The organism is Nocardioides zhouii, from assembly GCF_004137345.1.
Lineage (GTDB): Bacteria > Actinomycetota > Actinomycetes > Propionibacteriales > Nocardioidaceae > Nocardioides > Nocardioides zhouii.
Genome location: NZ_SDWV01000016.1, coordinates 69,086 through 94,180, shown reverse-complemented (window position 1 = coordinate 94,180; position 25,095 = coordinate 69,086). Strand labels below are relative to the sequence as shown.

Below are 25,095 nucleotides of genomic sequence, written 5' to 3'. Positions count from 1 at the left end.
TCCGAAGCGTCCGTCAGCCCCCAACAATCAAACCGGACGCGGGATGGCGACGCGGGAACTACGCCGCGAGGCATCCCGACCCGCAGCAGATCGCTGGCGCTGTCGACCTCTGGGTCATCGAACCAGAGGTCGTTGCCTCAGAAGCCGCCGAAGCGACGTCCACCCAGGGCTCAGTTCGTCCCCGAAGGTCCCGGCGGATCCAGATTCGTTTACGACGCATCTACAGCCCTCGCGGGCCCTGAGCCTCGCGTCGGCTGCTTACAATTGCGGACAAACGGCGGTCGAGAACGTCAGAGGCGGCTCCCGGATCTCTCCGAAAACCGCCTCTGACCTGCTTCTTTACTTTGTAGCGGGGGCAGGATTTGAACCTGCGACCTCTGGAAGAGATCGAGTGCTACGGAGTGACTCGGACGATCGCGGATCTCCTCGGATGTACGCGGATAGACCTCGCGGTTCACTGCGGAGTGTAGCGCCCTGGCATGGAGGTAATCGGACTGTAAGTGACTAGTTTGTGACAGCGCATCGAATCCCGCGCATTGTCCGCTCTGCATGTTGTCGACGGCGTGTCTGCGGTGGAAGCCCGCGCCCATTCACCGTCCAACAGCCCGCAGCACCTCCGTATTTCGCGCCGCGCAGCCCGTTAGCACCGCCAGTGCTGCACACCCCCTTCTCGTGTTGTCTCCCGCAAACACGCGATAGGGCGCGTGCAATGCTCGCGTTCCAGCCGTGTGAATCGCGGCAGCGTCGGTAGTACTTGGTTTCGATCTACGTGACCAAGACCACCCAGGCGATGCGGACAGATGCTGCCGCGTTAAGTCCCGCGGCGCGTAGCAGCGACGTCGCCCGCAGACGCACCGGCGTCGACACTTCGACTGACCATGCGCTGAGTGTGGCGACACTCATCGCGTCGGGCGAGCGCGCAGGGTGAGTAGCTGCCGTCGCCAAATCGCAGGTGCACCTCATCCCGGTGTGCGACCACCTGCACATCTGGTTCGGTACCGATCATCCGTGCCAAGACGTACGCCGCGCCGATCGCTGTGACATCCCGAGTCACGCCCAGTGGCAGCAAGGACTTGGTCTCGGCGACAGCCTCTTGCTCGCCGGCCCGCATGACGATCCGGGTCGACGATGACACCGCCGAAGCTGCGACTGCGACCGCGACGTTGTCGAGGTCCAAGGATCCAACCGCGGCGACCGCGAGGCAGCGATTCAGCCGGAGTCGTTCCAGCAGCCGCCTCGACTTCCCGTCACCCACAATGACGGGGATGCCAAGCTGCCGGGCCAGCGCGATCCCTGACGCGTCACGGTCTCGCTCGACGGCGACCATGGGTTGGCCGAGAACCTGCAGCCTTTCGCAGAGCCTGACACCGACTTGTCCGAGTCCGATCACGATCACGTGTCCTCCCCGAGGAACCGAACCGCCGCCACGGAACCGCACTAGTCGTGGCTCCAGGAACCGGTCGACCAGGCCCGCTGTAAACAGTGCCGTCAGTACGATCGTCGCGAGCATGGCGGCGGCCGAGAAAATGCCGTACGTGCCTTCTGCGTGCTGGGGGCCGGGACCGACCGTTGCCAACACCCGCGACGCCTCGGAGAGGGCAACTACTGGGGGATGCCCAGCCACCAGCGCGAGCCACATCCAATCAAGCATCAAAATAGCAGCCAAGCCCAGCAGTCCCTTAACCATGATTCGGCTGCCAGGGTCAAGGTGGCGAGGATTCACCGAAAACCGCCTCGAAAGGCTACGCCATGGGGACACGGCCCTGCCCGAGGACGGTCGTTCCTCGAAGGTGTTGGATCCTGGTCGCCAAAGCACTTGAATGCGGTCTCCGTAGTCAGTGAACTCGGCGACGACACCGTTGCCTAGGCACGGGCCGATCAGGCTTGGGATCGCGGCCTCGGCGGACGACACGACCGCTGCGCGCGGTAGAAGAAGGCGTAGCTGCTCGGCGATCGTGCGGTCGAAGACCGTGACGATGAGGGGCAGTGTGGGCTTGAGGTGCGCCAGGGCGAGTGCGTAGCGCAGGGCCTCCACGTCGTCCCGGATTAGGACCAAAGCGTGCGCGTACTCGTCTCGCAGAACGGTGGCGAGATCGGCGTCGCTGGGAGCGATTAGGTGCGCCACCTGGACATCTGCGCCGAGCGCACCAAGGGTCGCACACACGCGGCATGCCACGGGCGTGTCACCAATGACGAGGAGAGGACCGGTAATCAACTCCCCCGCCAGCCATGAAATGGGGTGCTCCGTCGCCAGCGCTCTCTCGAGCGAGAGATCCCTGGGCTCAATCACGACTTAGGCTTTCCATCGGCAGTCATCTGATTTGTACGGGTCGCAAGCCAAGCATCGTGGCTCGCCGCAGCCGGCGCACGGCATGAGCTCGGCATTGCAATGGCAACGCCCTCTCCTGACTGATATCCGTGGAGCGCGACCGGTCGGGGACCGGATGTAAGTACTCATCTGAGGCTCCTGTCCAGTCGACTTCGATGAAAGAATTCGACCGATGTGAGGGTCGTAGATGGCCCAGCTGATCCGGCGGAGTAGTCAATCGGTCAACGGACGCGTCAGCGTCCGGCATGACACGACCCAGCGACCCGCTACGGCGAAAGCCCGTCCCCAGGTGCGCTGGCACCCAACCAACCCGGCCCAACTCCGCTTGACGCGATACGAGTGGACCCCGGCGAGCCTGGTGGACGACTCTCAAAACCGTCCGTTGTCGATCTACGCTCCGATACGAATCAGTTTCTTGTTGACGAACTCGTCCGCGCCAAAGCGACCAAGCTCGCGTCCCGACCCGGACCGCTTGACCCCGCCGAAGGGCAGCTCCGGGCTGTCAGCGCCGACGATGTTGACATAGACCATGCCAGCCTCCAGCGCGTCGGCCACGCGCGCGGCCTGGTCCGGGTCGGTGCTGTAGACGTAAGAACCCAGCCCGAAAGGTGTGTCGTTTGCTACGCCGACCGCCTCTTCCTCCGAGGCGACGCGGTAGATGACGGCGACTGGCCCGAAGAGCTCCTCGCGGTGGATGTCGTTATCCACCGTGACGCCCGTCAGCACCGCAGGCGGGTAGTAGGTGCCATTCGGTTCACCTGCCCGGACGATCGATGCACCTTGCGCAACGGCTCGCTCCACCTGCTCATGCAGCCGCTCGGCCGCAGCGGCCGATGACATCGGACCGACAACGGTGTCTGCCTCGGACGGGTCACCGACCTTCGCGTTAAGCAGGGCTTTGGTGAACTTCTCCACGAAGGCGTCGTAAAGGTCGTCCAGGACGATGAACCGCTTGGCGGCGTTGCAGGCCTGGCCTGTGTTCTCGAGCCTCCCCACCACAGCATCTTCCACAGTCGCGTCAAGGTCGGCAGACGAGAGCAGCACAAAGGGGTCAGACCCACCAAGTTCCAACACGACCTTCTTCAGGTGCCGGCCGGCAACCTCTGCCACGGCGGCGCCAGCCCGCTCGGATCCGGTCAGGGAGACGCCTTGCACTCGCGGATCGGCGATGATGTCCTGCACCTGATCGTTGCTGGCGTAGACGTTCTGGTAGGCCCCTACGGGGAAGCCGGCGTCGTGGAAGATCTTCTCCAGGGCGGCAGCTGACTCGGGGCACTGAGGTGCGTGCTTGAGCAGGATGGTGTTGCCGATGGCGAGGTTCGGAGCCACGAAGCGCGAGACTTGGTAGTAGGGGTAGTTCCAAGGCATGATCCCAAGGAGTAATCCCAGTGAGCTGCGGCGCACCACGCCGGACCCTTCGCCGCCGAGGAGCTGGATGGGCTCGTCGGTTAGGAACTGGCCCGCGTTCTCGGCGTAGTAGTCGTAGATATCGGCGCAGAAATCGACCTCGCCGAGCGAGCCCGCGAGGGTCTTGCCCATCTCCCTCACGATGATGGCAGCCAGCTCCTCGCGCCGCTCGCGGTGCAAGTCGCCGACCCGCCGAATGAGCGCCGCCCGCTCCGCGACGGTGGACCTACGACCCCACGTGCGGTGAGCCTCAGCGCCGGCTCCGACCGCTAGCACCAAGGCCTCGTCCGTGATCTCGGGATAGGTTCGAATGACTTCGCCGGTGGCGGGGTTTGTGACTGCGTAGTGCGACATGAATCCTTCTCTCGGTGATGTCTGGTGCGGGTCGGCGGGGTCCGGTCAAGCTAGGGGATGAGCAACTGGCGCAGCACGGCTCCACCCTCAAGGTCGAGCAGCGCCTGTTCGGCGTCGGCGAGTGGTCGTCGGGCGCTGATCAGCTCGTCGATCATGAGCGTGCCCTCCATGTACTGGTCCACGAGCCAGGGGATGTCGATCGACGGCCGGATGCCTCCGTAGTTGGACCCCATGATCCGCTGGTCCCGATCGACCAGGACCTGGGGCTCGAACGTCGCCGTCACCCCCGCCGCAGGGATGCCCACGACGACCGCCGCGCCCCCCAGACCCAACAGGGCCAGGCACTGCCCGGTCGTCGCACTCTTGCCGATGGCATCGAAGGCGAAATCGACTCCCTCATGCAGGAGGTCGAGCACCGCAGCAACCGCGTCGGTCGAGCTCGCGTCCACCACGTCGGTGGCCCCGAAGGTGCGCGCCAGCGACAACTTCTCCGAACGGACGTCGATCGCCACGATCCGCTCGGCTCCGGCCATACGGGCGCCCTGCACGATGGAAAGACCCACCCCGCCGCACCCGACGACGGCGACCGTCGCGCCCGTCGGGACACCGGCGGTGTGGCGGACGGCGCCCACGCCGGTCGCGACAGCACACCCGACAAGCGAGATTGCTTCCAGCGGTGCGTCGCTGCGGACCTTGATCGCCCCCGCCGCTGGAACAACCGCCTGCTCCGCGAAGGACGACGTCCCCAGGTAGTGGTGGATCGGGGAGCCGTCCACACTGAGTCGCGTGGTGCCGTCGTTGAGTCCGCCACCGAGGGCGACCGTCGTGGCAGCTACTTCGCACCGCACGTCAAGTCCCTTGAGGCAGTAACGGCACTTACCGCAGGGAGCAACCCAGGACAGCACGACGTGATCACCCGGCACGAGGTGCGTGACGGACGCGCCTACCTCGGTGACCACGCCGCTGCCTTCGTGACCCATGACCAACGGCAGCGGCAGTTCCCAGTCCCCCCGACGCACATGGAGGTCGGAGTGGCACACACCAGCGGCTGCGATCGCAACCTTTACCTCGGTGGGGCCAGGCGGGGCTAGCTGCACGTCCAGGATCTCGACAGGGCGTGAGGGATCTGTGAAGACGGCTGCACGCACGGTGATCGACCACCTTTTCTGGTTGCGAACGACGGGTCGGGTCAGGCCGAACTGTGCTCCGAGCCGCTGCGCCCGGGCTCGACGTTGCGAAGGGCCAGCGCCGGCCCTGCCTCCCCGCGCTCCAATCGACCGCGAAGCGCGAGCAGCCACCAGAGCGCGGCCACCACCATCACCAACACGAACGTACGCCCGTTGGCGCGGAAGTCGGGCAGAAACAGCAGGGCGGCGGTCACGCAGGAGAACAGGAACAGTCCGAGCAAGTGGATGGGCGTGCGCCACGTGCCGAGGTTGAACGTACCGGGCGTGGGCTCGGGAAACCGGCCGTGACGCGTCGCGTAAAGCATGCCTGAGGTGGTCAGCACGTAAGCGGTGAAGTAGCCGAGCGCCGACATGCCCAAGATGTAAGCGAACGCCTGCTCGCTTGCGAAGGCCGACATCAGCAGACACAGCGACACCGCACCTGTGGTCCACACGGCCGCGGATGGGGTCTTGCGACTGGGAGAGACGTGGCTCAGGAATCTGGCGCCCGGAACCATGTTGTCTCGCGACATGGCGTAAAGGAGCCGGGTGGCGACAAGCATGTTGGCAAGCACGCACACGAAGATGTTCGTCAGCGCGAAGGCAACGACCACGTCGGAGAACAGGGGGCTGACCTGCTGGCTCATGATGTCAGCGATGGGTGCCGCAGAGGCGCTGATCGCAGCCGGGTCCTTGATGGCCAGGAGGAAGACGACGTACATCAGGAACTCGACGGTGGCCGCGGCGCCGAGCGCGTAGAGCATGGTGCGCGGGATCACCTTGCGGGCATCGCGGGTTTCCTCCGCGATGTCAGCAGCGGCCTCCACACCGAGAAGACCGAAGATGCAGGCCAAACTCGAAGTCAGCCATGCCACGGCGTACGGCGAGGCGACAGCGTCCCCCTTGGTGAAGAGAAAGTCCACGCCCTGGTGGTCGGAGGAGAAGACAAGCGCGACCAGCGCGATAAACAGGGTGACCCCTACTGTAACGAGGATCTCCAGGGCGACACCTGCGTTGTTGAGGGCGGTGGCGAGTCGCACTCCGTATGCGTTGATCAGGACGCATACCAGCACGATCGCTACTGTCAGCCATATCTGCGTGCTGGTCGTCATGGTGAGGCCTAGCAGGCTACCGAGGTAGCTGGCCATGATGTAGGCGACGCCGGTGAAGCCGCTGATGAACCCGATAAGGGCGGAGTACCCCGTGAACCAGCCGAGAGTGGGCCCAACGAGTCGGCTCGTCCACTGGTAGGCGTACCCGGAGAGCGGGATCTTGGAGGCAAGGTCGCCGGCAATGACTGCCCAGACGAAGAAAATCAGCGCGGCGATGGGGAAGGTCCACACGAACGCCGGTCCGGCGGTCGCCAGCCCGAAGCCGAACCCCGAATACACAGCGGTCGTTGCACTAATCACGGCGAATCCCAGGCAGAACGAGGCCACTCGCCCCACCGACCGGTCGAGCTTTTGGGTATATCCGAACTCGCTGAGCGTTGCGTCTTCATCGACTGTTGCCATGGCTCCTCTTAAGGGTGGGTTCCACCGACACGCCCCACAGACAGGCCGGCTTTGGTGGAATGTGGCTCATGCTAAAAACAATGACAAGCTCCAGGACAGATGATTGAATCCGCCAGCTGATACAGGAAAACCCTGCACGTTGACAAACGCCGAACGCAGCGTTGGGCGGCCGGACAACGCCACACGTTTACGCCGGGTCCCGAAGCCGGTGAGCACTCGACGGTCCTGCCGTCCGGTCATAGGGGGACGCTGACCCGTGCCTCGCGGCAGAATTGGTCGACTGCAGCATATGGCGGCCACGGTGCCCATCAGCGCAGCACTTCAGGGCGAAGCATGTCCGTGCCGACAGCCTCTCGCGCGTCCGTCGACGGCATCTCCTGGAGGCGCGCAATTCGAAGCGTCGCGGTAGCCTGGTGCGCGGACATGCCCTCGGAGGCGGAAATGACGTCCACAGCGTCGGCCAGCAGGTGTGTGGCCCCCTTGGCGACACGCTGGTATGTCAGCGGCTTGAGGAAGCGCGAGACCGAGAGACCGGCAGAGTGCTTGGCTCCCCCGGCGGTGGGCAAGACGTGGTTGGTGCCTGCCATGCCTTTGTCGGAGTAGGCGACGGTGCTCCAGGTGCCGAGGAAGAGGGAGCCGTAGTTGCGGAGGTTGTCGTGATACCACTCGTCTTCGGAGGTGAGGACCTCGAGGTGCTCGGGCGCGAGGTCGTCCATCAGCGCTACCGCGGTCTGACGGTCCTGGGCCACAGTGATGGACCCGTAATGGCGCCACGCCGGTCCACAGATGTCGCGGGTGGAAAGAGTCTCAAGCTGGCGGTCGACCTCTGCGGACACCGCCGAGGCAAGGCCGGCGTCAGTGGTAACGAGGGCGGCGGGCGAGTCTGGCCCGTGCTCGGCCTGACCGAGCAGGTCGGCCGCGACGAGCTCGGGGTCTGCGGAGCCGTCGGCGATCACGGCGACCTCCGATGGGCCGGCGAGAAGATCGATCGCGACCCTGCCGAAGAGTTGACGCTTTGCCTCGGCCACGTAGGCGTTGCCGGCACCGACGATCATGTCAGCTGGCTCCTCTTCGAGCAGGCCGAAGGCCATGGCGGCCAGTGCCTGCACGCCGCCCAGCAAGAAGGCCCGGTCCACCCCGGAGATGGCGGCGGCGTAGAGGACGGCAGCGTTGGCGAGTCCGTCGGACTGAGGCGGCGTGCATGCCGTCACTGACGGGACACCGGCGATCTTAGCTACGTTGACTGTCATAAATGCGCTCGCCGTCAGCGGGAACCGCCCGGCCGGCAGGTAGGCGCCGACACGTCCCACCGGGATGTAGCGGTGACCGGTGACGATGCCGGGGACTAGCTCGGTTTCGAAGTCCTGCAGGCAGTTGCGTTGGGCGCGGGCAAAGGCCGCTGTCCGCTCGGCGCCGAGCTCAATGGCCTCGCGCAGGGTGCGGTCGAGGCGCGCCCCGCTCGCATCGATCGCGGCGCGGTCCAGTTCAACCAGGCCCCCGTCGTACCGGTCCAGTTGGCGGGCGTAATGGAGAACGGCGTCCATCCCCTGCCTCTCAATTGTTGACAGCATCTCGGACACCGTGGCGACAACCGCGGGGTCCCTCTGGGCAGCGGGGTCCCCCCCACGTTCGGGAGCCTTCACGACGCGGAAGCGGCCCTCAAGGGATGACAAGACGGATGGTGTGAAACGCATGACCGTCACCCTAGAAAGCCGAAACTCCGGGGACAACCCCGACTTGTCACGAGTTCGCCACAGGGTTTCCCTATGGAGCACTTGGGCCTTAAAATCCTAGGATGGCAACCCTCAACCAACTGCGAGCATTCCTCTTGTCCGCTCGAACCGGCACGTTCACTGCGGCGGCCGTCGAGATGGGGACCGCTCAGGCCTCCGTATCCGAACTGATCCGCCGCCTGGAGGCCGAGTACGGACTAGACTTCTTTGTACGAGGCGGGCGGCGACTCATCCTGACTGCTGCGGGTGAGGAGCTGCTCCCCCACGCCGAGCACTCGGTGGAGGCAGCAGACAACGGCGCTCAGGCACTGCGCTCTCTCCGCTCCCTGGGCGGGGGGGTCGCGACCTTCGGCCTGCTGCGCAACGCCAACTACTACTTGCTTTCCGGCCTGATCGAGCCGTTCCTACAGCGCCACCCGCAGGTGCGGGTCCGTCTGGTGGGGCTGAACTCGGTCGGGGTCGCCGCGGCGGTGGCGTCGGGCGAGCTCGAGGCGGGCCTCGTGGTGTTGCCCATCGACGACACCGGGCTTCGTGTCACCCCCTTGATGCGAGACGAGGTCTTCTTCGCGACCGCGACGCCAGAGCGCGCCGCAACGCCGGTGACGATGGATCAGTTCGCGCAGTCTCGGCTGATCCTGTACGACGCTCACGTGGGGTGGAGTGACCCCACCCGTCGTCAGCTCAGTGACCGGGCTCAGCTCCGGGGGCTCAAGCTCGAGCCGTGGGTGGAAGTCGAGCACGTGGAGTCCGCCCTGGCGCTGGTCAGCCACGGGGTGGGAGACACGATCATCTGCAAGGCCGTCGCTGACCATCCAGCCTTCCCAGACAACATCCACATCGCGCCATTCGAGGAGAGGCTCTACGACACCGTTGCGCTAATACAGCGCGAGAGCGGCGCACTGTCTCCAGCGACGGCTGAGCTCATGCATCTGGCCCGACGGATGTTGCTGCGGGGTAGGAAGCAGCAGCTCCAGGACGCTACCGAGTCCTAGGCTCTCGGCGGCTCAGCTTACGAGCTCCCCGCCGTCGGCGGCGAACGCCTGGCCGGTGAGGAACGATGCGTCGTCGGAGAGCAGGAAGCGCACGTGCAGAGCCACCTCCTGGGCCGAGGACATCCGGCCTAGGGGCACGACCTCGCCCACTTCCCTGAGGAAAGCCTCGCGACCCCCGTAGGTCTCCCACACAGGCGCATTGAACGGCGTGTCGACGAACCCGGGGCACAAGGCGTTGACCCGTATCTGGTCCCGGGCGTGGTCGCGAGCCATAAGCCGGACGAGCTGAACTGCGGCCGCCTTCGTGGTCGAGTACGCCGCCATCCGGCTCTCGGTCTGGAGTCCCGCGTTGGAGGCTGTGACCAAGAGGACACCGCCGCCGTTGCTCCTGAGCTCGGGGATCGCCACTTGGCCCAAGATCACGTGAGATCGCACGTTGACCTCCCACGAGCGGTCGAACTCGTCGAGGGAGGCCTGCTCCACCGTCCCGTTGGTCTGCATGCCCACGTTGCTCCACGCCGCGTCCAGCCCGCCCAACTCGTTGATCGCGCGGCGCAGGGCGTGCGGGTAGCCGACTGTGTCGGTCACGTCGACGACGTAGGCGACCGCCTGTAGCTCCGACGCGAGTTGCCCGAGGGCCTCGGCGTTGCGGTCGAGGAGTGCCAGCTCCCATCCCTGGTCGGCAAGCAGGCGCGCACCGGCGGCGCCGATACCAGTGGCGGCGCCGGTGATCAGCAGACGTTTCGATCGGGTCATGACGAGACTCCTCCGTGGATGTGGCGCGCGGCCAGCTCGGTCAGTCCGGTGGCCACGGCATAGCGGGGACCGAAGCGCCCGGCTACGTCGGCACGAGCGACGACGGTGCCTTGGCCAAGAAGCTCCTCACTCACCGTGCGCACAAGCTCGTCGTCCATTGCACCTCCTCCAGCGAGGACTAGGACCTGCGGTGTGGTGTCCAGCGCCCGCAGCGCTCGACTGACAGATGCACCGACGGTGCTGCGCTTGATCGCGAGCCGGAGGCTGCGCCACTCCTCCGGGGCCAGCGTCGTGGAGAAGGGGAGGAGTTCCGAGGCGGACGCAACGCAAAGGGAGCCGGCGGCCGCCGGCTGTGCCGGCTCCGGCAAGAAGGTGCGGCGACCGTCCTCCCCGTGGGCTAAGTGGACGCCCTCCACACGCACGGCCGGGCGCCGCTTGACGTGCTCGGCCAAGCCGCGCGGGATGCCGAGTGCCGCTGCTGTGACACGCGTCACGAGCTCGCCCGCTCCTGCGCGTATGACGGTCCGGCCTGCGTGTACGCAGTCGACCGTGCCGCCGCCGATGTCGCAGACCGCGGCCCCCTCAGGCACACCAGGGGTCGATCCCACCCCAAGGGTGGCGGCCTGTGCCTCGCTCGCCAGGCACACAGTCGGGATGCTCGTGAGGCGGGCGAGCCGGTCTTGGGGGTTGGTCGCCGGCTCCGCGGTCAGGTTCGCCACCACGGTGGCGGTCGCCTCCACGATGCCGCGTCGTAGCCATGCCCCGTCATCGATCGCGCGCATCGAGACGACGGTCGCGTCGGCGACCTCGCGGAGCTCGGACCCCAGCCAGAGACGACGGACTGTCAGGTCGGGGTCCCGTGCGCTCAGTCGCGCCGCGTCGTGCACCGAGAGTCGATGGCGACCCCCGAGGGTCTCCACCTCTACCCAGGGAGTGCCGTGGTCCACGGCGACCAGCTCGGGAACGGCTGTGACCTCAGGCGCCAGTGTCAACGCACTGGCCGGCGCGTCCGCGAGCTCGCGCAGCTGCGCGGCCAGGGCGGACAAGAGGTCGGACCCGATGCCTAAAGCATGCGCCACTGCCACCGGATCTCCCCATCGGCGCGCCACCGAGTGCGCAGCCATCACCTCCACCGCCACCAGCTGGCCCTCCCGCAGGCCAACGAGGTCCACCTCGTCAACGACCGGAAGGTCCGCGTCGATGCGGTGGTGGAGCAGCACCGCATCATCGTCGGACGAGAGGAGCGCCACGATGGGCCACCCCACTGCCAGCAGCCGCCGGACGTGGTGGGCCGCTTCGTCAAAGTCGTGTGGATCCGGGAGGCTGACGACGATGGGCTGGGTGGCGTCCGGGTCATCCGCATTTGCGAGCAGGGACGCAAGGCTGCGGTGCCGTCCGAGGGACGCCCCCGAGCCCGCTGGCGTACCGGCGGAAGATCTGCGTCGCTCCCGGACTACTGCCCGCAACGGTGCGGGCGGCACCATCACAGTCGCGGTGTGTACTGATACCAGCGGCGCGACGGCGAGCAAATCGGGTCTTCGGCCGCACTCCGCGGCCGCCCGTGTCACCAGGGAGGCGGCGGCAACAAGGGAGCGGTGAGAACCCTTGGCCCCGGCCGTCGGAACGCGACCACTCCATAGGATGCTCGCTGAGCTGGGACCAATCCGTGACACCACGATCTCGGTGGTTGTGTTCCCGATGTCGATCCCCGCGACGAGGTGTGTCACCGCACCAGTCCCCGTTTGGCGTAGACCCCGGCAGCCTCTCGCACCAAGGTCGCGCACCGCTCAGCGCCCCGGGTCTGAAGGTCTGTCGCGAAGGAGTCAAGCTCCTCGCGAGTGGCGCGGTGGGGGCGGAGGACTTCGTAGAGGTCGAGGACCTCCTCGTCGCTCATGGTGGTGAGTTCGGAAGCCAGTAAGAAGTTCGCGGCGAGCTGTGGGTTGCCGTGTTCCTGTGCCACGGATGATTGGCGCACGAGGGCCTCTGATGTCATCCGAATGTCGGAGATGTCGAGGCTGCCGTCCAGCGCACCCTGCACACTCAGGCGAGACGGCTCAGTCACGGTGCACCTCGATGTCCAGGGGACCGGCCTGTGGCTGACAGGCGGTCCGCTCGAGTGAGACCAGAGCCACTGCGCGCGCGTGGTAGCGGGCGGTGATTGCCTCCTCCGTCCCAGCGACGAAGATCGGCGCGGGTGCGGTGTGCTTCGCATGTCGCGCCGCGTTGCTGCCCAAAGCCCGGTAGTGGCCAGCCGTCAGCTGAGGAGCCACGCTGAAGAGTTCGAGGTTCGCCAAGGGCGCGAGATCGCGTCGGTGGATGAGTGCGGTTCCCTTGCCCTGCAGACCGATCCCGACACCGGAACCCGAGAATCGAGCCGCAGAGAGTCCTATCATCCCCACATCGATGGTGGACCGTATCCTTATGAAGCGGGTCACACAGCCCTCCTCCTCGATGCCGGCGGCAATCTGGCGCATCACCTCTCCGATCGGCAGACCACTTAGGGAGAGCCAGACCGTCTCCCCCAGCGCCGGAGACAGGCCGACGCAGACCTCGCGCGGGTCGCGACCGACCTCCGCCGGACCTGTAGGGACGAGGCGTATGTGGTCGCGGTGATCGTCCTGGTCGGCGGTCAGCTGCGCGGCGGTACGCGCCTGACGGATGGCATCGATTTCGGCCTTGCGGGCGGGAGTCGGTCGGTACCCGGTGCCTGGGCCCGTGTAGTCGTTCGGATCGGTGACCTTGGAGAGCACCCGCATCTGCTCGTCGAAAATGGCCGACGTCTGCAGTTGGTCTCCCTGGAGCCGCGCTTGCGTGAGCGCCATGATCGCGTCGGCCTCCTCGGTGAAGCCAGTCCGTGCCAGGGACGCGACCACGTCGATCACGTCGAGCTGCTGTCCCTCGATCACGCGAGCGGCGTCCTGCACCGCCAGCGGATTACCGTCAGGCAGGTCGCGAGAGTCGTTGGCGACGACGACGGCCTCGACGCGAGCGTCGTCGTAGTCAGCTAGGCCGAGGTCTCGGTACACCGCCTGGACTGCTTGGGCAGCCCGACGTCGGACGCGCCCCAGGTGCTCCGGCGTACAAGTCCGGAGTCCTCCATCCACGCCCCAGTCCCTCTGAAGAACTAGGTAGTCGTCGAGGTCGTCGGCGTTGAAGTTGGAGATGGCGAACGTGTTGTCGTAGCGCGGGATGGACCCGTAGCCCGAAAAGATGAAGTCTGCACCCCCGAGCAGCACCGGCAGCGTGTGGGCGGTCCGCCTGATGTCGGACTCCGAGACGAGGGTGTCGTTGCCAGCGCAGGACTCGAGGTCGCGCAACATGACCATGAGGTTCTCGGCCAGCAGCCCCTTCATTCCCTCGGGCACGGACGCCACGATGGCCGCGCCGTCGATACCGCCGTTTTGCACTCCCTGTGTGCCCAGCGCCCGGGCTAGCGAGACACATCGCGACTCTAGGTAGAGCATTGAGCATCCCTCAGCCGCACCCATCAGCACCTCGGAGCCGGCACCGCTGGTGACCCGCATCTTGAGTCCGCGGGAGGCGTACGCCGCAGTCAGGAGGGCCTTGGACCAGGGGGTGTCGTCGCCGTCGGTGAAGACTTGCTCGGTGCCGTAGATGGAAACCGTCTCGGCATAGCTGGTGAGGCCCCGCAACCCCAGCCGCAGCTCCAGCGCCTCCTCGATCGAGCACTGCGCCATTGCGCCAGGCACGCCAACCTGCGATCCGATGAGGACGGCGATCGCGTTCGACGGGGCGTTGGCTAGGACTGGGACGGTGGTCTCCACTTCGCGGAAGCCGTACGCCACCGCTGACGCCGCATCGGCGGCGAGCAGCAGTGGGTCGTCGAGCCGGTTGGTCACGTGCGCCTGGATGCTCGGTGTGCGTCGTGCCCGCATCTTCGACATGGCCAACTGCAGTTCGGCTGGCTGGAGCAACGCGACGACTCGCGCAAGTTTGGCTGGGGTAGTGCCCCCCACCAGCTCGACGACCCGCTGTCGAGGAACGGAGATGTCGACTGTCATGCGGGCCAGATCGACATCGGCCATAGCCATCGCGGATTCAGCTACGGAAAGGTCGATGCCATGCGCCGCGATGAAGGAGTCGATCGTGTCGAATTCCTCTTCCGCCCTGCCATCAAGCTCCACGATCCGCCCATCCCGGACGATCAGCGATGGTGCCGGATCTCCTGGGCTGGAGAGAGCGACCAGGCCGCTGGCGGGGTCGGCGACGTTGAACCCGTCCAGGTTCACGGGCCTCGCATCGAGCACCTTGAAGCGGCGCATCGGCGCCTTGGCCGCGGTGTCGCCCATGGCACTCTCATTTCATCTGTTTCACCGCCGTTGCCTTCGCAAGGCACGGTCGCACTCAGGTGCCTGCGGCACCGGGGCAACGGCGACGCTAAGGTGACGTCTGCGTTCAGGACAACCCCAACTTATCCAGCACTGCGCACAGGAAAACCCCGCGTTCTGGGTCTAATTGGTGAAAGAACGCGATGCGGTGTGGGCACTGGGCCGACGGTCGTCGCACTGTCAGGCGTACGAGTTCCACCGGAGAGCCGATGGCAGGTCGACGTTCACCGGAACCGTCGTCTCAGAACCGGCAGGACTCGTCAAGCCTCCCCCAAGACACTCAACGCCCTCCAGTCAGCGCCACTCACCTGTAGCCAACTTTTCGGACCCCCAAGTCCCTCGCACCTCATGCAACGTCGGAGGTAGGCGCCGGGCGAGCGTCCGGGATCGTCTGGTCATGACGGTGTCGATGCCGCTTGAACACTCATCAGATGCGTCGCGACGCTCGCCGTGGCGACCACCCTCTTGAGCAGTTGATCACAACCCCTGCCCCGGCATCACGCGCACGAGACAGTCATCGGTGCGCACCTCCCTGACATACAGGTGCCGACGTGGTTCCACAGGTCGACCAACGCGGCTGCCCACAGCCCGCAGGTTAGAGAACCCCCCTCGTTCTGCAAACGGTGTATGTCGAAATGGGGTGAGGACGGGCGGAGGCTCTGCGACACCTACAAGATGGGTGGAGACTCACGGCGGGAATCGGCGATCATGACGGCGGATGGAGTTCATGGGTACGAGCGTGCATGCGGTCGTCGGCGTTCACGGAGAAGAAGACGGTGATCCGACTTCTTGGGCGCGGTCTTAGCTCGCGGAGACGAGCTGTGGGACCGCAGAGCGTCAGGTTCCGGGGCGCGCTGACAACCGGCGGCCCTACGCGGAAGGAACTCTGCAGTGCCCACACCGCTCGTCGGCCGTGGCCTCGTTAGCGGCCTCGTGAAGCTGCATCGGCATGGCCCGGCGCCTCTGCAGAGAGTGGAGCGGGCGTGCCACGGCGACGTCCTCGAGCACGTTCACTGCTACTGCAAGGGTCAGGGAAAGGCCACTGGCCAGCACGCGACCTCGATGCCCGAGCGCCGCAAGATACGACCCGAGCGCGACGCCCTTGACCTAGGCACCTGGACACCGGCGTTCACGTCGGCGTGAATCGGGCAACATCAACCCTTTGCGGGGGCTCGCGGATATGCGCGAATGTCCGCAGCACCCCTGCACCCGTCCTGGGACGGGCGGAGGAGGGGGCGCACAGGACGGGCGCTCAGGACGGCAAGAATTGGTGCTTTCGCCATGCACACTGGCTACATGAACGCTGCCTCGGTGGGACCACGCGCCGTGAGCGGCGTGGGGCCGACGGCGTGGCAGGAGGTCAAAATCATCAAAACCGCAGGTCGCGCCGGTCATGCTGAATCAGCGGGACCGTGGGATGCACTCGCAGGTCGAGGCCCCGGTGCCTCGAGTCAGCCCTCGCCATCGGACCAATGCGGAGCAAGCGCCTCGAGTATCTCTGCAGTCACGGGATTCACCTTCTCGTCCGCTTCGATGTAGTGCTCCTTGGTGATCTTGGACGAGGTGTGGCCCAGCATCTCCGCAGCCAGGTCCGCTCCTGCGGCGCGATCCAGGACGGTCGCGACCGTACGCCGGAACGAGTGGGGCGTCACGCCTTCGATCCCGGCCTCCTCGAGCACCGCGCGGAGCCGTCGGCGGATGTTGTTCGTCGTCAGTGGAGTGCCGTTGCGGCTGAAGAAGATCAAGTGGTCTGGCGCTTCTGATGCGATGGCCACCAGCCGTGCGCGCAAGACCTCGGCGGTGAACGACGGCACCGAGACAGTCCTGGTGGACTTCATTGTCTTCGGGTGGGATTGGCGATGCGTGGGCCTGCCCGCGGGCGAAACGATGGTGCCGCACAGGCGGACCGTCGCCGGAGACCTCGTCACGTCCACGTCGCACTTGCGGATGGCGAGCACCTCACCGATCCGAGCCGAGGTGCCGAGCATGACCTCGATGATCTGCTCCAGCTGCCCGTCCGGCGGTGGGCCAGGCACGCCGGACCCTCGGCGCCAACCGCGCACTGCCCGTCGGATCTCCTCTACCTGCTCGATCGTCAGAGACATTGCCTGAGCGGGCGGCCTGCGAAGGCGAGCGGTGTCGCGGACCGGGTTCTCGCGCATGGCGTCGTAGCGCACGGCGAGCCCGAAGGCCAGGCTCAGGACCGTGCGTGCCTGCTTCGCCATGCTGTAGCTCTTGGTCTTGGCAAGCGTCTTGATGAACTGGTCGACCTTGCGGACGCTGACCTCGCGCAGCGCGTAGTGCTCGAAGGCCGGCAGGACGAGCTGGCGCATGTTGCGCTCATAGAGGGCTCGCGTGCTGGGAGCGAGCGCGTCCTCGAGGTCGAGATCGGCCAGCCATACGTCAACCAGATGCCGGAAGGAACTGGCACACGTGAGATCGCCCTGCCCGACCTTCTGCTCGGTCCGCTCGGCAAGCATCTCCTTCAGCTTGCGCTCAGCCGCTTTCGGCGTGTCCGCCGTCGCTTGGACTCGGCGCAGCTGACCGTCGTAGTCACGGAACCGGGTCAGCGCCCGGGCTCGACCGTCGTGGATCCTCTCAACGTGGATCTCACCGAAGGTGCCGATCGGAGTGCGAGGTCTAGCCACGATCGCTCACCCACCGCTGGGTCCGCGCCCCGGCTCGGCCTCGCGCTGCCTGTGCAGCCAGGTCAGGACGTCGGAGGTGGCGAAGCGGACGCGACCGCCGACCTTGATCGCGCACGGCCCCTTGCCGTCGGTGCGCCAGTCGCGGATCGTCGTGACGGGCACGTCGAGATACTCGGCGAGCTCCTCGATGCTCAGCAGCGGCTCCAGGCCGCTCAACGTGCCGTGGGTGGTCTCCATGGCCGTCAGGTGTGCTCGGTGTCCCGGATGCTCCCGCACGGCTCCGTGACATTCCGTGCCGATGGCCGTCGGTGCGTCGTGGAGTGGTCTCGAGACGGGGTTTATGGCCGGTTTGTGGCAGTCGGATCAAATCTCAAATGCTTTCAGGCTCGGAGATCCGTGATCTCCGAGCCTGAAACTTTGTAGCGGGGGCAGGATTTGAACCTGCGACCTCTGGGTTATGAGCCCAGCGAGCTACCGAGCTGCTCCACCCCGCGTCGGTGAACAGAACATTACAGCCGCGGTGCGGACAGCCCAAATCGGGGTCAGCCGGCCAGGCGTACGGCCTCCTCGATGAGGTCGCGACCCTCCTCCATCAGCCGGGCCCACTTCACCGTGTTGCCGGCCTGCTGGGCGGCGTCGGCCTCGGTGAACTTCTCCTCGGCCTGACGGAGCAGGTCGCGGATCTGCGCCTGCGTGCCGCCCGGGGCCGGGGTCGAGGGCGAGGACGACGGCGACTCCGAAGGCGTCGCGGTCGGCGTCTCCGTCGGCTCCGGGGTTGACGGGTCGGGGGTCGAGACGACCCCGTCGAGCGAGTCCTCGATCGCCTCGCGCAGCGTCTCGCCGATGCCGACGCGACCCTCGTACGAGACCAGCACGAAGCTCAGCACCGGGAATGCCGACTCGCTGTCGCGCCGCGTGTAGAGCGGCTGGACGTACATGAACGAGTCGTCGATCGGCAGCGTGAGCAGGTTGCCGAAGATCGGCTTGGCGTCACCGTTGGTGAAGCTCAGCAGCTCTTGTCGCACCGTCTCGTCCGTGCTCAACGCCGCCGCGATCTGGATCGGGCCGTCGGTGCTGGTGTCCTGCAGCTCGCGGACAGAGATCTTCCCGTAGTCCTCACTCGTCGCGTCGCTGTTGACGTTCATGAAGGCGACGAGGGTCTCGCGTTCACGGGGGACGTAGACGGAGGTGAGGGACCACGACTGCTCGCCCGTGCCGTCGGTGTCGGTGAAGAGTCGGTAGGGCGGCTGCAGACGCGTGGAGGCCTGCGGGTCCTTGGGCAGCACCCATCGGGTGGAGCCCTCGAACCAGTCCTTGGCGACCGTCTCGTGGTAGCGCTGGAAGTGGTAGCGCTGGGTCTTGAACAGGTCCTCGGGGTAGCGCAGGTGGGACATCAGCGCCTCGGGGATGTCGTCGCGCGACTTGATCAGGCCGGGGAACACCTCGTCCCAGACCTTGAGGATCGGGTCGTCGGGCTCCCAGGCGTAGAGCGTGATCGTGCCGTCGTAGGCGTCGACGGTCGCCTTCACCGAGTTGCGCAGGTAGTTGATCTCGTCGGTCGGCAGCGTCTGGAAACCGTTGTCCTGCTGGAGCGAGTCGTCGGTCATCGTCTCGAGCGACTCGCGCTGCGACTGCGGGTACTTGTCGGTGGCGGTGTAGCCATCCAGCACCCACGTGATCTTCCCGTCCACGACGACCGGGTAGGGGTCGGAGTCGACGGTGAGCCACGGCGCGACCTTCTCCACCATGCTGCGGGGGTCGCGGTCGTAGAGCACCTTGGAGCTCTCGTTGACCCGACCCGACAGCAGGAAGTTGGGCTCGCTGAACTTCACCGCGTAGAGCAGCTTGTTGAACAGCCCGCCCACCGGCACGCCACCGTCGCCGTCGTACGTCGTCTCGGCGGTCTCCTCGCCCTCGCCCGCGGGCAGCACCAGCTCGCGATCCGCGCCCGAGCCGCTCTTGCCGACGACGCTGTAGTCGGGGCTCTTCTCACCGAAGTAGACGCGGCTCTCCACGCCGTCCGGCGACAGACCCGTGAGCGCGTCCTCGTTGGCCTGCTGGCCCTCCGCCCACTGGACGTTGAGCGACTGGCTGGAGTCGTCCTCGGGGCGCTGGTTGGCGTACGCCGCGATGACGCCGTCGCCGTGGGTGTAGACGGTGTGGAGGTTGGTCCAGTTGCGGTCGCCTTCCGCGATGCCGGCCTGGTCGAGCTCGCGCACGCCGAGCACCACGGCGCGGTCGACGCCGTCGATCTCGTAGCGGTCGACGTCGAGCACGTCGCTGACCGAGTAGTAGGCGCGGACCTGCTGCTGCTGCTCGAAGACCTCGCTGACGATCTTGGGGTCCACGAGCGGGACGCTCGAGGTCATCCCGTCGAGCTCGTCGAGCCGGCCGCCACCGGTGACCGGCGTGCCCTCCACCGGGCCGACGTCGATCTGGTCGAGCCCGTACGCCGCGCGGGTCGCGTCGATGTTGGCCTGGATGTACTCGCCCTCGCGGTCGGGCACGTTGGGGTTCACCCGGATCGCCTGGACCACCGACGGGACGATGAGACCCAGGATGATCGCCGACAGGGCGAACAGGGCCACACCGACCGACGGCAGCAGCCAAGTGCGACGCCAGATGTTGGCCAGGAACAGCACCGCGCAGACCACGGCGATCCCGGCGAGGATCTCCTTGGCCGGGAGCACGGCCTTGGCGTCCGTGTAGCCCATGCCCGTGAAGATCGAGCCGGAGTTGGTGACCAGGTCGAAGCGGTCGAGCCAGTAGTCGACGGCCTTGGCCAGCACGAACAGGGCCAGCAGGGCCGACACCTGGATCTGCGCGGCGCTGGTGAGCCGGTCCCCCGGCCTCGCGGACAGGCGGACGCCGCCGAAGAGGTAGTTGATGACGACCACGGCGATCAGGCCGACGACCGCCAGCGCCATCACGTAGTCGACGAGGTAGTGCCAGAACGGCAGCTGGAAGACGTAGAAGCCGACGTCCTTCTTGAAGTAGGGATCCGTCGTGCCGAAGTCCTGGGCGTGGCGCCACATCGAGTAGCTGCGCCACTGGCCGGTCGCGGACGCACCGGCGAAGAGGCCCATCACGATGGCCGCGCCGGCGATCACCCAGTTCATCCGGGGCGCGAGCAGCTCGCGGTAGCGGTCCATGCCGTCGTCGGGCATGCCAGGCATCCCCGGCCACAGGACCGGGCGGAACCGGTAGGCCATCGCCATCGCGATCCCGACCGTTGCGGCCATGAGGCCGGCGAAGACGAAGAACAACCCGATGCGCGTCAGCAGCAGGGTGGTGAAGACCTCGCCGTACTCGACCGAGCGGAACCAGAGGCGCTCGGTCCAGAACGAAGCGAAGCCGCTGAGCAGCATGAAGCCGACGACCAGGACGATCGCGGTGATGACCAGTGCTCCCGGCCGCCGCGAGGGGGGCGTGGTGCGCGTGGGCGTGGGTCCGGAGGGCCCCTGGGGGCCGCCGGAACGGGGACTGTCGAACGGATTGCTCATGCCTGCTCAGGGTTCTCGTGGGTGGCGTCGTGGGCGTCGTTCAGGGTCGCGTGGAGGAGGTCGAGGAGCCCCGGCACCAGCTCGGTGCCGTTGACCACCGACTGCTCGTCGTCGTGCGCGCGCAGTCGCAGGGCACAGTACGACGCTCCGGCTCGGGTCACGCCGGCCACCATCCGGACCTCCTGCCGGTCGGGGTGCTGGCGGGCGAACAGCTCGGCGGCGGTCGGGTCGTCCGGGATGTCGTCGTCGACGTCGGGAGGCAGCACGAGGCGCTCGATTACGGCGGCGCAGCCGAGGACGCTCTCGGGCCAGGCGATCGAGTGGAGTGCTGCTTCGAGGGCCTGGCCCGGCGGGAGGCCCTCCTGCTCGATCGAGGTGAAGGAGCCGTCGTCGGCGGGTCCGTCGATGGCCATCGCCGCGGCCAGCGCCGGCTCCTGCGCGACGAGCGTCGCGGTGTCGACGAGGGCGTACAGGCGGGCGGGCTGGTCCCACCCTTCCTGGGCGACGTGGGCCTCGATCTCCAGCACGGCCGCAGCCAGCGCCGGGTCCTCCGGCAGGAGTGCGATGTCCGTGGGGTCGGTCGTCATGAAGCGGTGTCCTTGCAGCTCGGAAGCGGGGCGTCGTGGTCGGCGACCCAGTCGGCGAGGGTCTCGACGGCACGGTGCATGGTGGTGGCCCTGGCGAGGCGCATGTCGCCGGTGTCCACTCCCCCGATGCCGTCACAGTTGTCCGCCGGCACGAAGAACAGCTCCGCGCCGGCGTCGCGGGCGGCGGCGATCTTCTGCTGGATGCCGCCGATCGGCCCGACCTTGCCCGACGGCGTGATCGTGCCGGTGCCGGCGATGTCGGCACCGTCGGTCAGCGAGCCGGGCGTGAGCGTGTCGAAGACGGAGAGCGAGATCATCAGGCCGGCGCTCGGGCCGCCGATGCTGTCGGGGATGCTGACGCTCACCCGGTACGGGAAGTCGAACCCCACCCCGGGCGAGAAGCCGACGCGGTAGTCGCCGTCGACCGTGCGCGGGGTGACCTGGACGGTCAGCTCCTTCTTCCCACGGCGTACGACGAAGGCGACCGGCTCGCCCCTGGGCGATCCGTCGATGGCGTCGACGACGTCCTGGGTGCTGGTGATGGCGGTGCCGCCGACACTGACCAGGACGTCGCGCACCTCGAGCTTGCCGTCGGCGGGCATGCCCGGCGTGATGTCGACGATGTCGACGATCGGCGTGATCTTCTCGCCGAGCTCGGTCAGTGCGGCAGCGACGGCGGTGTCCTGCGACGACACCATGGCGCCGGCGGACTCCCGGTCGTTGGACTCGTCGGTCTCCTCCGGGGCGTAGACCGCCGACCGCGGCCAGACGGCGTCGTCCGGGTCGAAGTAGGCCTGCAGCAGCTCGGCGAGGCCCACGCGCTCCTCCGGGGTGCTGACGTAGACGGTCGTCATCCGCAGCTCGCCGTCGTCGTAGTAGGCCTTGTGCCCGGTGACCTGCACGGTCTCCTCGCCGTCGACCTCGGCGAGGATGTCGACGGTCGGTCCGGGGCGATAGGTGACGTAGGGCAGCGGCACGAACACAGCGGTCCCCCACAGCACGGCCAGCAGGCACAGTGCGAGCAGCCCCGCCCTGGTCCGCTGACTCATGGGCGCAACTCTCTCAAACGTGCGCAACTACCCCGCACTCTGCCCGTGGCTGGGACGCACGGCGATGCCCGTGCTGCGATCCCGCGCGGGTGCGGCCGTACGACGGGTGCCGGCCGGCATCTCCTTGCCGAGGGCCTTGCCGAGCCGCTCGACGGCGACGTCGCGGTCGACCTCGCCGCGACCGTCACGCCCCATCCAGGACACCCAGACCATGGCCATCACCGTGGCGACGACGGCGGGCACGAGCCAGAGCAGGATCTCCACGCTCCGAGGGTAGGGCGCCGGGGCGTCCACACCGGGCAGGCGTCACGGCGTGCCGACCCACTCCTCGGTCGCGTCGTCGAAGACCTGGTGCTTCCAGATGGGCACCTCGGCCTTGAGGGTGTCGATGAGGGCGCGCGAGGCGGCGAACGCGTCGCCCCGGTGCGCCGCGGTGGTGGCGACCACGACAGCGAGGTCGCCGATGCGGAGCTGGCCGACGCGGTGCACCGCGGCCACACCGCGTACGTCGTGCTCGGCGGCCACGCGACGGCAGACGTCCTCGAGCCGCTCGAGCGCCGACGGGTGCGCGGAGTAGTCGAGCGCGGTGACACCCTTGTCGTGGTCGTGGTCGCGCACCTGCCCGATGAAGAGCGTGAGCCCGCCGGCTCCGGCGTCACCGAGCGAGTCGACGACCTCGGTCACGTCGAGCGGGGTGTCACGGATGGCGACGAGTCGCACGGGATCAGTCACGCCCGGAGTCTAGGACGACGGGGCGGGACGGGGCTGGGCGCAGTGGGTACCGTGGATGCCATGAGTGACACCCCCGGAGGCCCCGGATCGTCCGGTCAGGGCCCCGACGACAACAACCCCTTCAAGGGCACGCCCTTCGAGCAGATCTTCGCGCAGATGGGCGGCCTCGGCGGCGCGGGCGGCGGCATGCCCGACCTCGGCGCGCTGATGGCGCAGATGCAGTCGTTCTTCGCTCCCCACGACGGGCCCGTCAACTGGGAGACCGTGACCGACCTCGCCCGGCGCACGGCTGCCCAGGAGCCGGACCCGACCGTCAGCGCCGCGCAGTCGAGCGCGGTCGCCGACGCCGTACGCCTCGCGGACCACTGGCTCGACACCACGACCGAGTTCCCGTCGGGTGTCGCGACCACCGCGGCATGGTCGCGCGCGGAGTGGATCGTGGAGACCATCGACGTCTGGAAGGTGCTCGTCGAGCCGATCGCCGGCTCCGCCACCACGGCTCTGGGCCAGGCGATGCCCGAGGAGATGCGTCAGCTCGCCGGTCCGCTCATCGCGATGCTCGGCAAGGCCAGCGGCGCGATGGTGGCCAACCAGGTCGGCAGCGGTCTCGGCGCCCTCGCCGGCGACGTGCTGAGCGCCTCCGACATCGGCCTCCCGCTCGGCCCGACCGGCAAGGCGGCGCTGCTGCCCACCAACGTGGCGGCCTTCGCTGCCGAGCTGCCCGACGTGACGCCCGACGACGTGCTGCTCTACCTCGCCCTGCGCGAGGCTGCGCACCAGCGACTGTTCGCCGGCGTCCCGTGGCTGCGCGACCACCTGATCAGCGCGGTGTCCGAGTACGGCGCCGGAATGGACTTCGACACCTCCGGCATGGAGGCCAAGCTGCGCGACATCGACGTCTCCAACCCCTCGGCGATCCAGGACGCGATGGCCGGAGGCCTGTTCGACCCCGAGCCGTCGGCCGCGCAGAAGGCGGCCCTCGAGAAGCTCGAGGTGACCCTCGCGCTCGTGGAGGGCTGGGTCGACGAGGTGGTCAGCCAGGCCACCGCCGAGCGGATGCCTGCGGCCGCGAAGATCCAGGAGACCGTACGCCGTCGGCGTGCCGCCGGCGGGCCGGCCGAGCAGACCTTCGCGACGCTCGTCGGCCTCGAGCTGCGGCCGCGCCGGCTGCGCGACGCGTCTGTGCTGTGGGGGTCGCTGCGCACCCGTCAGGGCGCCGAGGCCCGCGACGGCGTCTGGATGTCGCCCCACCTGCTGCCGACCGCCGCCGACCTCGACGACCCGCTCGGGTTCCGTGAGGACTCGGTCGCTCCCGGCGAGCTGTCGGAGGACGAGTTCGACGCCGGCCTGCGCGACCTCCTCGACGGTCCGTGACGCTCCACTCCGACGCCCGGGCCGTGCTGGCCGGGTGGGCGCCGCCGAGCGCGCGCGACGCCGAGCTGCGGAGTCGGTTCGTCGCCCACCTCGACGCGCACCCGGACGCGATGACCCGCGGCTGCCTGCCCGACCACCTCACCGCCGGGACGATCGTGCTGACGGCGAAGGCCGACGCGGTGCTGCTCAACCACCACCGCAAGGCGGGCGTCTGGCTCGCCTTCGGCGGTCACTGCGAGCCGGGCGACACCACCCTGGCCGGGGTCGCGCTGCGGGAGGCGTACGAGGAGTCCGGGCTCACGGACCTCGACTTCGACCCGGTCCCGCTCGACCTCGATGAGCACGCCGTGGAGTTCTGCTCGCCCGGGACGACGGTCCACCACCTCGACGTACGCTTCCTCGCCACGGCGACGCGGGATTCACGCCATGCCGTCAGCGAGGAGTCGCTCGACGTGCGCTGGTGGCCGATCGACGCACTGCCGGAGATCTACCCGGACATGCGGCGCCTGATCGGTGACGCGGTCGCGCGCCTGACCCGCTGACGCGTCAGACCGTGCCGACGATGATGCCGTCGGTACCCGTTCCAGGGTCTGCGGTGGTGG

General features: G+C 67.4%; 19 protein-coding genes and 1 tRNA gene. 3 read left to right on the top strand and 17 right to left on the bottom strand.

All coding sequences use genetic code 11. The features are described 5' to 3' along the window. Window positions 1-811: 811 nt before the first annotated feature. From EUA94_RS15470 to hisD, 5 genes are all read right to left on the bottom strand, one after another. Window positions 812-2,290: an NAD-binding protein gene (locus EUA94_RS15470; protein ID WP_129427780.1), complete on the bottom strand. Its 1,479-nt coding sequence runs from the start codon at window positions 2,288-2,290 to the stop codon at window positions 812-814. Between the two features lie 429 nt (window positions 2,291-2,719). Beyond that, complete coding sequence (locus EUA94_RS15465; protein ID WP_129427779.1) at window positions 2,720-4,090, bottom strand: NAD-dependent succinate-semialdehyde dehydrogenase; 1,371 nt, start codon at window positions 4,088-4,090, stop codon at window positions 2,720-2,722. 50 nt (window positions 4,091-4,140) lie between these two features. Next, window positions 4,141-5,187, bottom strand: a complete 1,047-nt coding sequence (locus EUA94_RS15460) for a zinc-binding dehydrogenase (protein ID WP_277986119.1) — start codon at window positions 5,185-5,187, stop codon at window positions 4,141-4,143. Between the two features lie 92 nt (window positions 5,188-5,279). Next, the gene (locus EUA94_RS15455; protein ID WP_129427778.1) at window positions 5,280-6,770 is read right to left on the bottom strand and encodes an amino acid permease; all 1,491 of its coding nucleotides are present in this window, start codon (window positions 6,768-6,770) and stop codon (window positions 5,280-5,282) included. 308 nt (window positions 6,771-7,078) lie between these two features. Further along, entirely contained in the window at window positions 7,079-8,464 is a 1,386-nt protein-coding gene (hisD, locus tag EUA94_RS15450) for a histidinol dehydrogenase (RefSeq protein WP_129427777.1), read from the bottom strand. Window positions 8,465-8,565: 101 nt separating this feature from the next. Between hisD and EUA94_RS15445 the strand changes: the two genes are divergently transcribed. Further along, window positions 8,566-9,495, top strand: coding sequence for a LysR family transcriptional regulator (locus EUA94_RS15445; protein WP_129427776.1), 930 nt, complete (start codon window positions 8,566-8,568; stop codon window positions 9,493-9,495). A gap of 12 nt (window positions 9,496-9,507) precedes the next feature. Here the strand turns inward: EUA94_RS15445 and EUA94_RS15440 are convergent, their stop codons facing one another. From EUA94_RS15440 to EUA94_RS15385, 12 genes are all read right to left on the bottom strand, one after another. Continuing rightward, window positions 9,508-10,251: an SDR family NAD(P)-dependent oxidoreductase gene (locus EUA94_RS15440; protein WP_129427775.1), complete on the bottom strand. Its 744-nt coding sequence runs from the start codon at window positions 10,249-10,251 to the stop codon at window positions 9,508-9,510. Beyond that, on the bottom strand, window positions 10,248-11,978 hold the full coding sequence (locus EUA94_RS15435) for a diol dehydratase reactivase ATPase-like domain-containing protein (protein WP_129427774.1): 1,731 nt from the start codon (window positions 11,976-11,978) through the stop codon (window positions 10,248-10,250). The genes EUA94_RS15440 and EUA94_RS15435 overlap by 4 nt, the downstream gene beginning before the upstream one ends. Next, window positions 11,975-12,313, bottom strand: coding sequence for a diol dehydratase small subunit (locus EUA94_RS15430; RefSeq protein WP_129427773.1), 339 nt, complete (start codon window positions 12,311-12,313; stop codon window positions 11,975-11,977). The genes EUA94_RS15435 and EUA94_RS15430 overlap by 4 nt, the downstream gene beginning before the upstream one ends. Next, the gene (locus tag EUA94_RS15425) at window positions 12,306-14,561 is read right to left on the bottom strand and encodes a propanediol/glycerol family dehydratase large subunit (protein ID WP_129427772.1); all 2,256 of its coding nucleotides are present in this window, start codon (window positions 14,559-14,561) and stop codon (window positions 12,306-12,308) included. The genes EUA94_RS15430 and EUA94_RS15425 overlap by 8 nt, the downstream gene beginning before the upstream one ends. A 1,490-nt stretch (window positions 14,562-16,051) precedes the next feature. Continuing rightward, on the bottom strand, window positions 16,052-17,248 hold the full coding sequence (locus EUA94_RS15420) for a tyrosine-type recombinase/integrase (RefSeq protein ID WP_129427771.1): 1,197 nt from the start codon (window positions 17,246-17,248) through the stop codon (window positions 16,052-16,054). A gap of 6 nt (window positions 17,249-17,254) precedes the next feature. After that, window positions 17,255-17,485 (bottom strand): helix-turn-helix domain-containing protein, encoded by a 231-nt coding sequence (locus EUA94_RS15415; RefSeq protein WP_129427770.1) that lies wholly within the window; start codon window positions 17,483-17,485, stop codon window positions 17,255-17,257. Between the two features lie 183 nt (window positions 17,486-17,668). After that, window positions 17,669-17,742: transfer RNA gene (locus EUA94_RS15410), tRNA-Met, on the bottom strand. Between the two features lie 48 nt (window positions 17,743-17,790). Beyond that, the gene (locus tag EUA94_RS15405; RefSeq protein ID WP_129427769.1) at window positions 17,791-20,751 is read right to left on the bottom strand and encodes a UPF0182 family membrane protein; all 2,961 of its coding nucleotides are present in this window, start codon (window positions 20,749-20,751) and stop codon (window positions 17,791-17,793) included. Then, window positions 20,748-21,338: a PPA1309 family protein gene (locus tag EUA94_RS15400; protein WP_129427768.1), complete on the bottom strand. Its 591-nt coding sequence runs from the start codon at window positions 21,336-21,338 to the stop codon at window positions 20,748-20,750. Before EUA94_RS15400 ends, EUA94_RS15405 begins: the two co-directional genes overlap by 4 nt. Then, window positions 21,335-22,387, bottom strand: coding sequence for a YlbL family protein (locus EUA94_RS15395; protein ID WP_129427767.1), 1,053 nt, complete (start codon window positions 22,385-22,387; stop codon window positions 21,335-21,337). Before EUA94_RS15395 ends, EUA94_RS15400 begins: the two co-directional genes overlap by 4 nt. 27 nt (window positions 22,388-22,414) lie before the next feature. Continuing rightward, window positions 22,415-22,651, bottom strand: a complete 237-nt coding sequence (locus EUA94_RS15390; protein ID WP_242494910.1) for a hypothetical protein — start codon at window positions 22,649-22,651, stop codon at window positions 22,415-22,417. Window positions 22,652-22,693: 42 nt separating this feature from the next. After that, window positions 22,694-23,119, bottom strand: a complete 426-nt coding sequence (locus EUA94_RS15385) for a molybdenum cofactor biosynthesis protein MoaE (RefSeq protein ID WP_129427766.1) — start codon at window positions 23,117-23,119, stop codon at window positions 22,694-22,696. Window positions 23,120-23,179: 60 nt separating this feature from the next. On the opposite strand from EUA94_RS15385, the gene EUA94_RS15380 reads away from it, so the two are divergent. Both EUA94_RS15380 and EUA94_RS15375 read left to right on the top strand, forming a co-directional pair. Then, on the top strand, window positions 23,180-24,493 hold the full coding sequence (locus tag EUA94_RS15380; protein ID WP_129427765.1) for a zinc-dependent metalloprotease: 1,314 nt from the start codon (window positions 23,180-23,182) through the stop codon (window positions 24,491-24,493). Further along, window positions 24,490-25,035: an NUDIX hydrolase gene (locus EUA94_RS15375; RefSeq protein WP_129427764.1), complete on the top strand. Its 546-nt coding sequence runs from the start codon at window positions 24,490-24,492 to the stop codon at window positions 25,033-25,035. Before EUA94_RS15380 ends, EUA94_RS15375 begins: the two co-directional genes overlap by 4 nt. The last annotated feature ends 60 nt before the right edge of the window (window positions 25,036-25,095 follow it).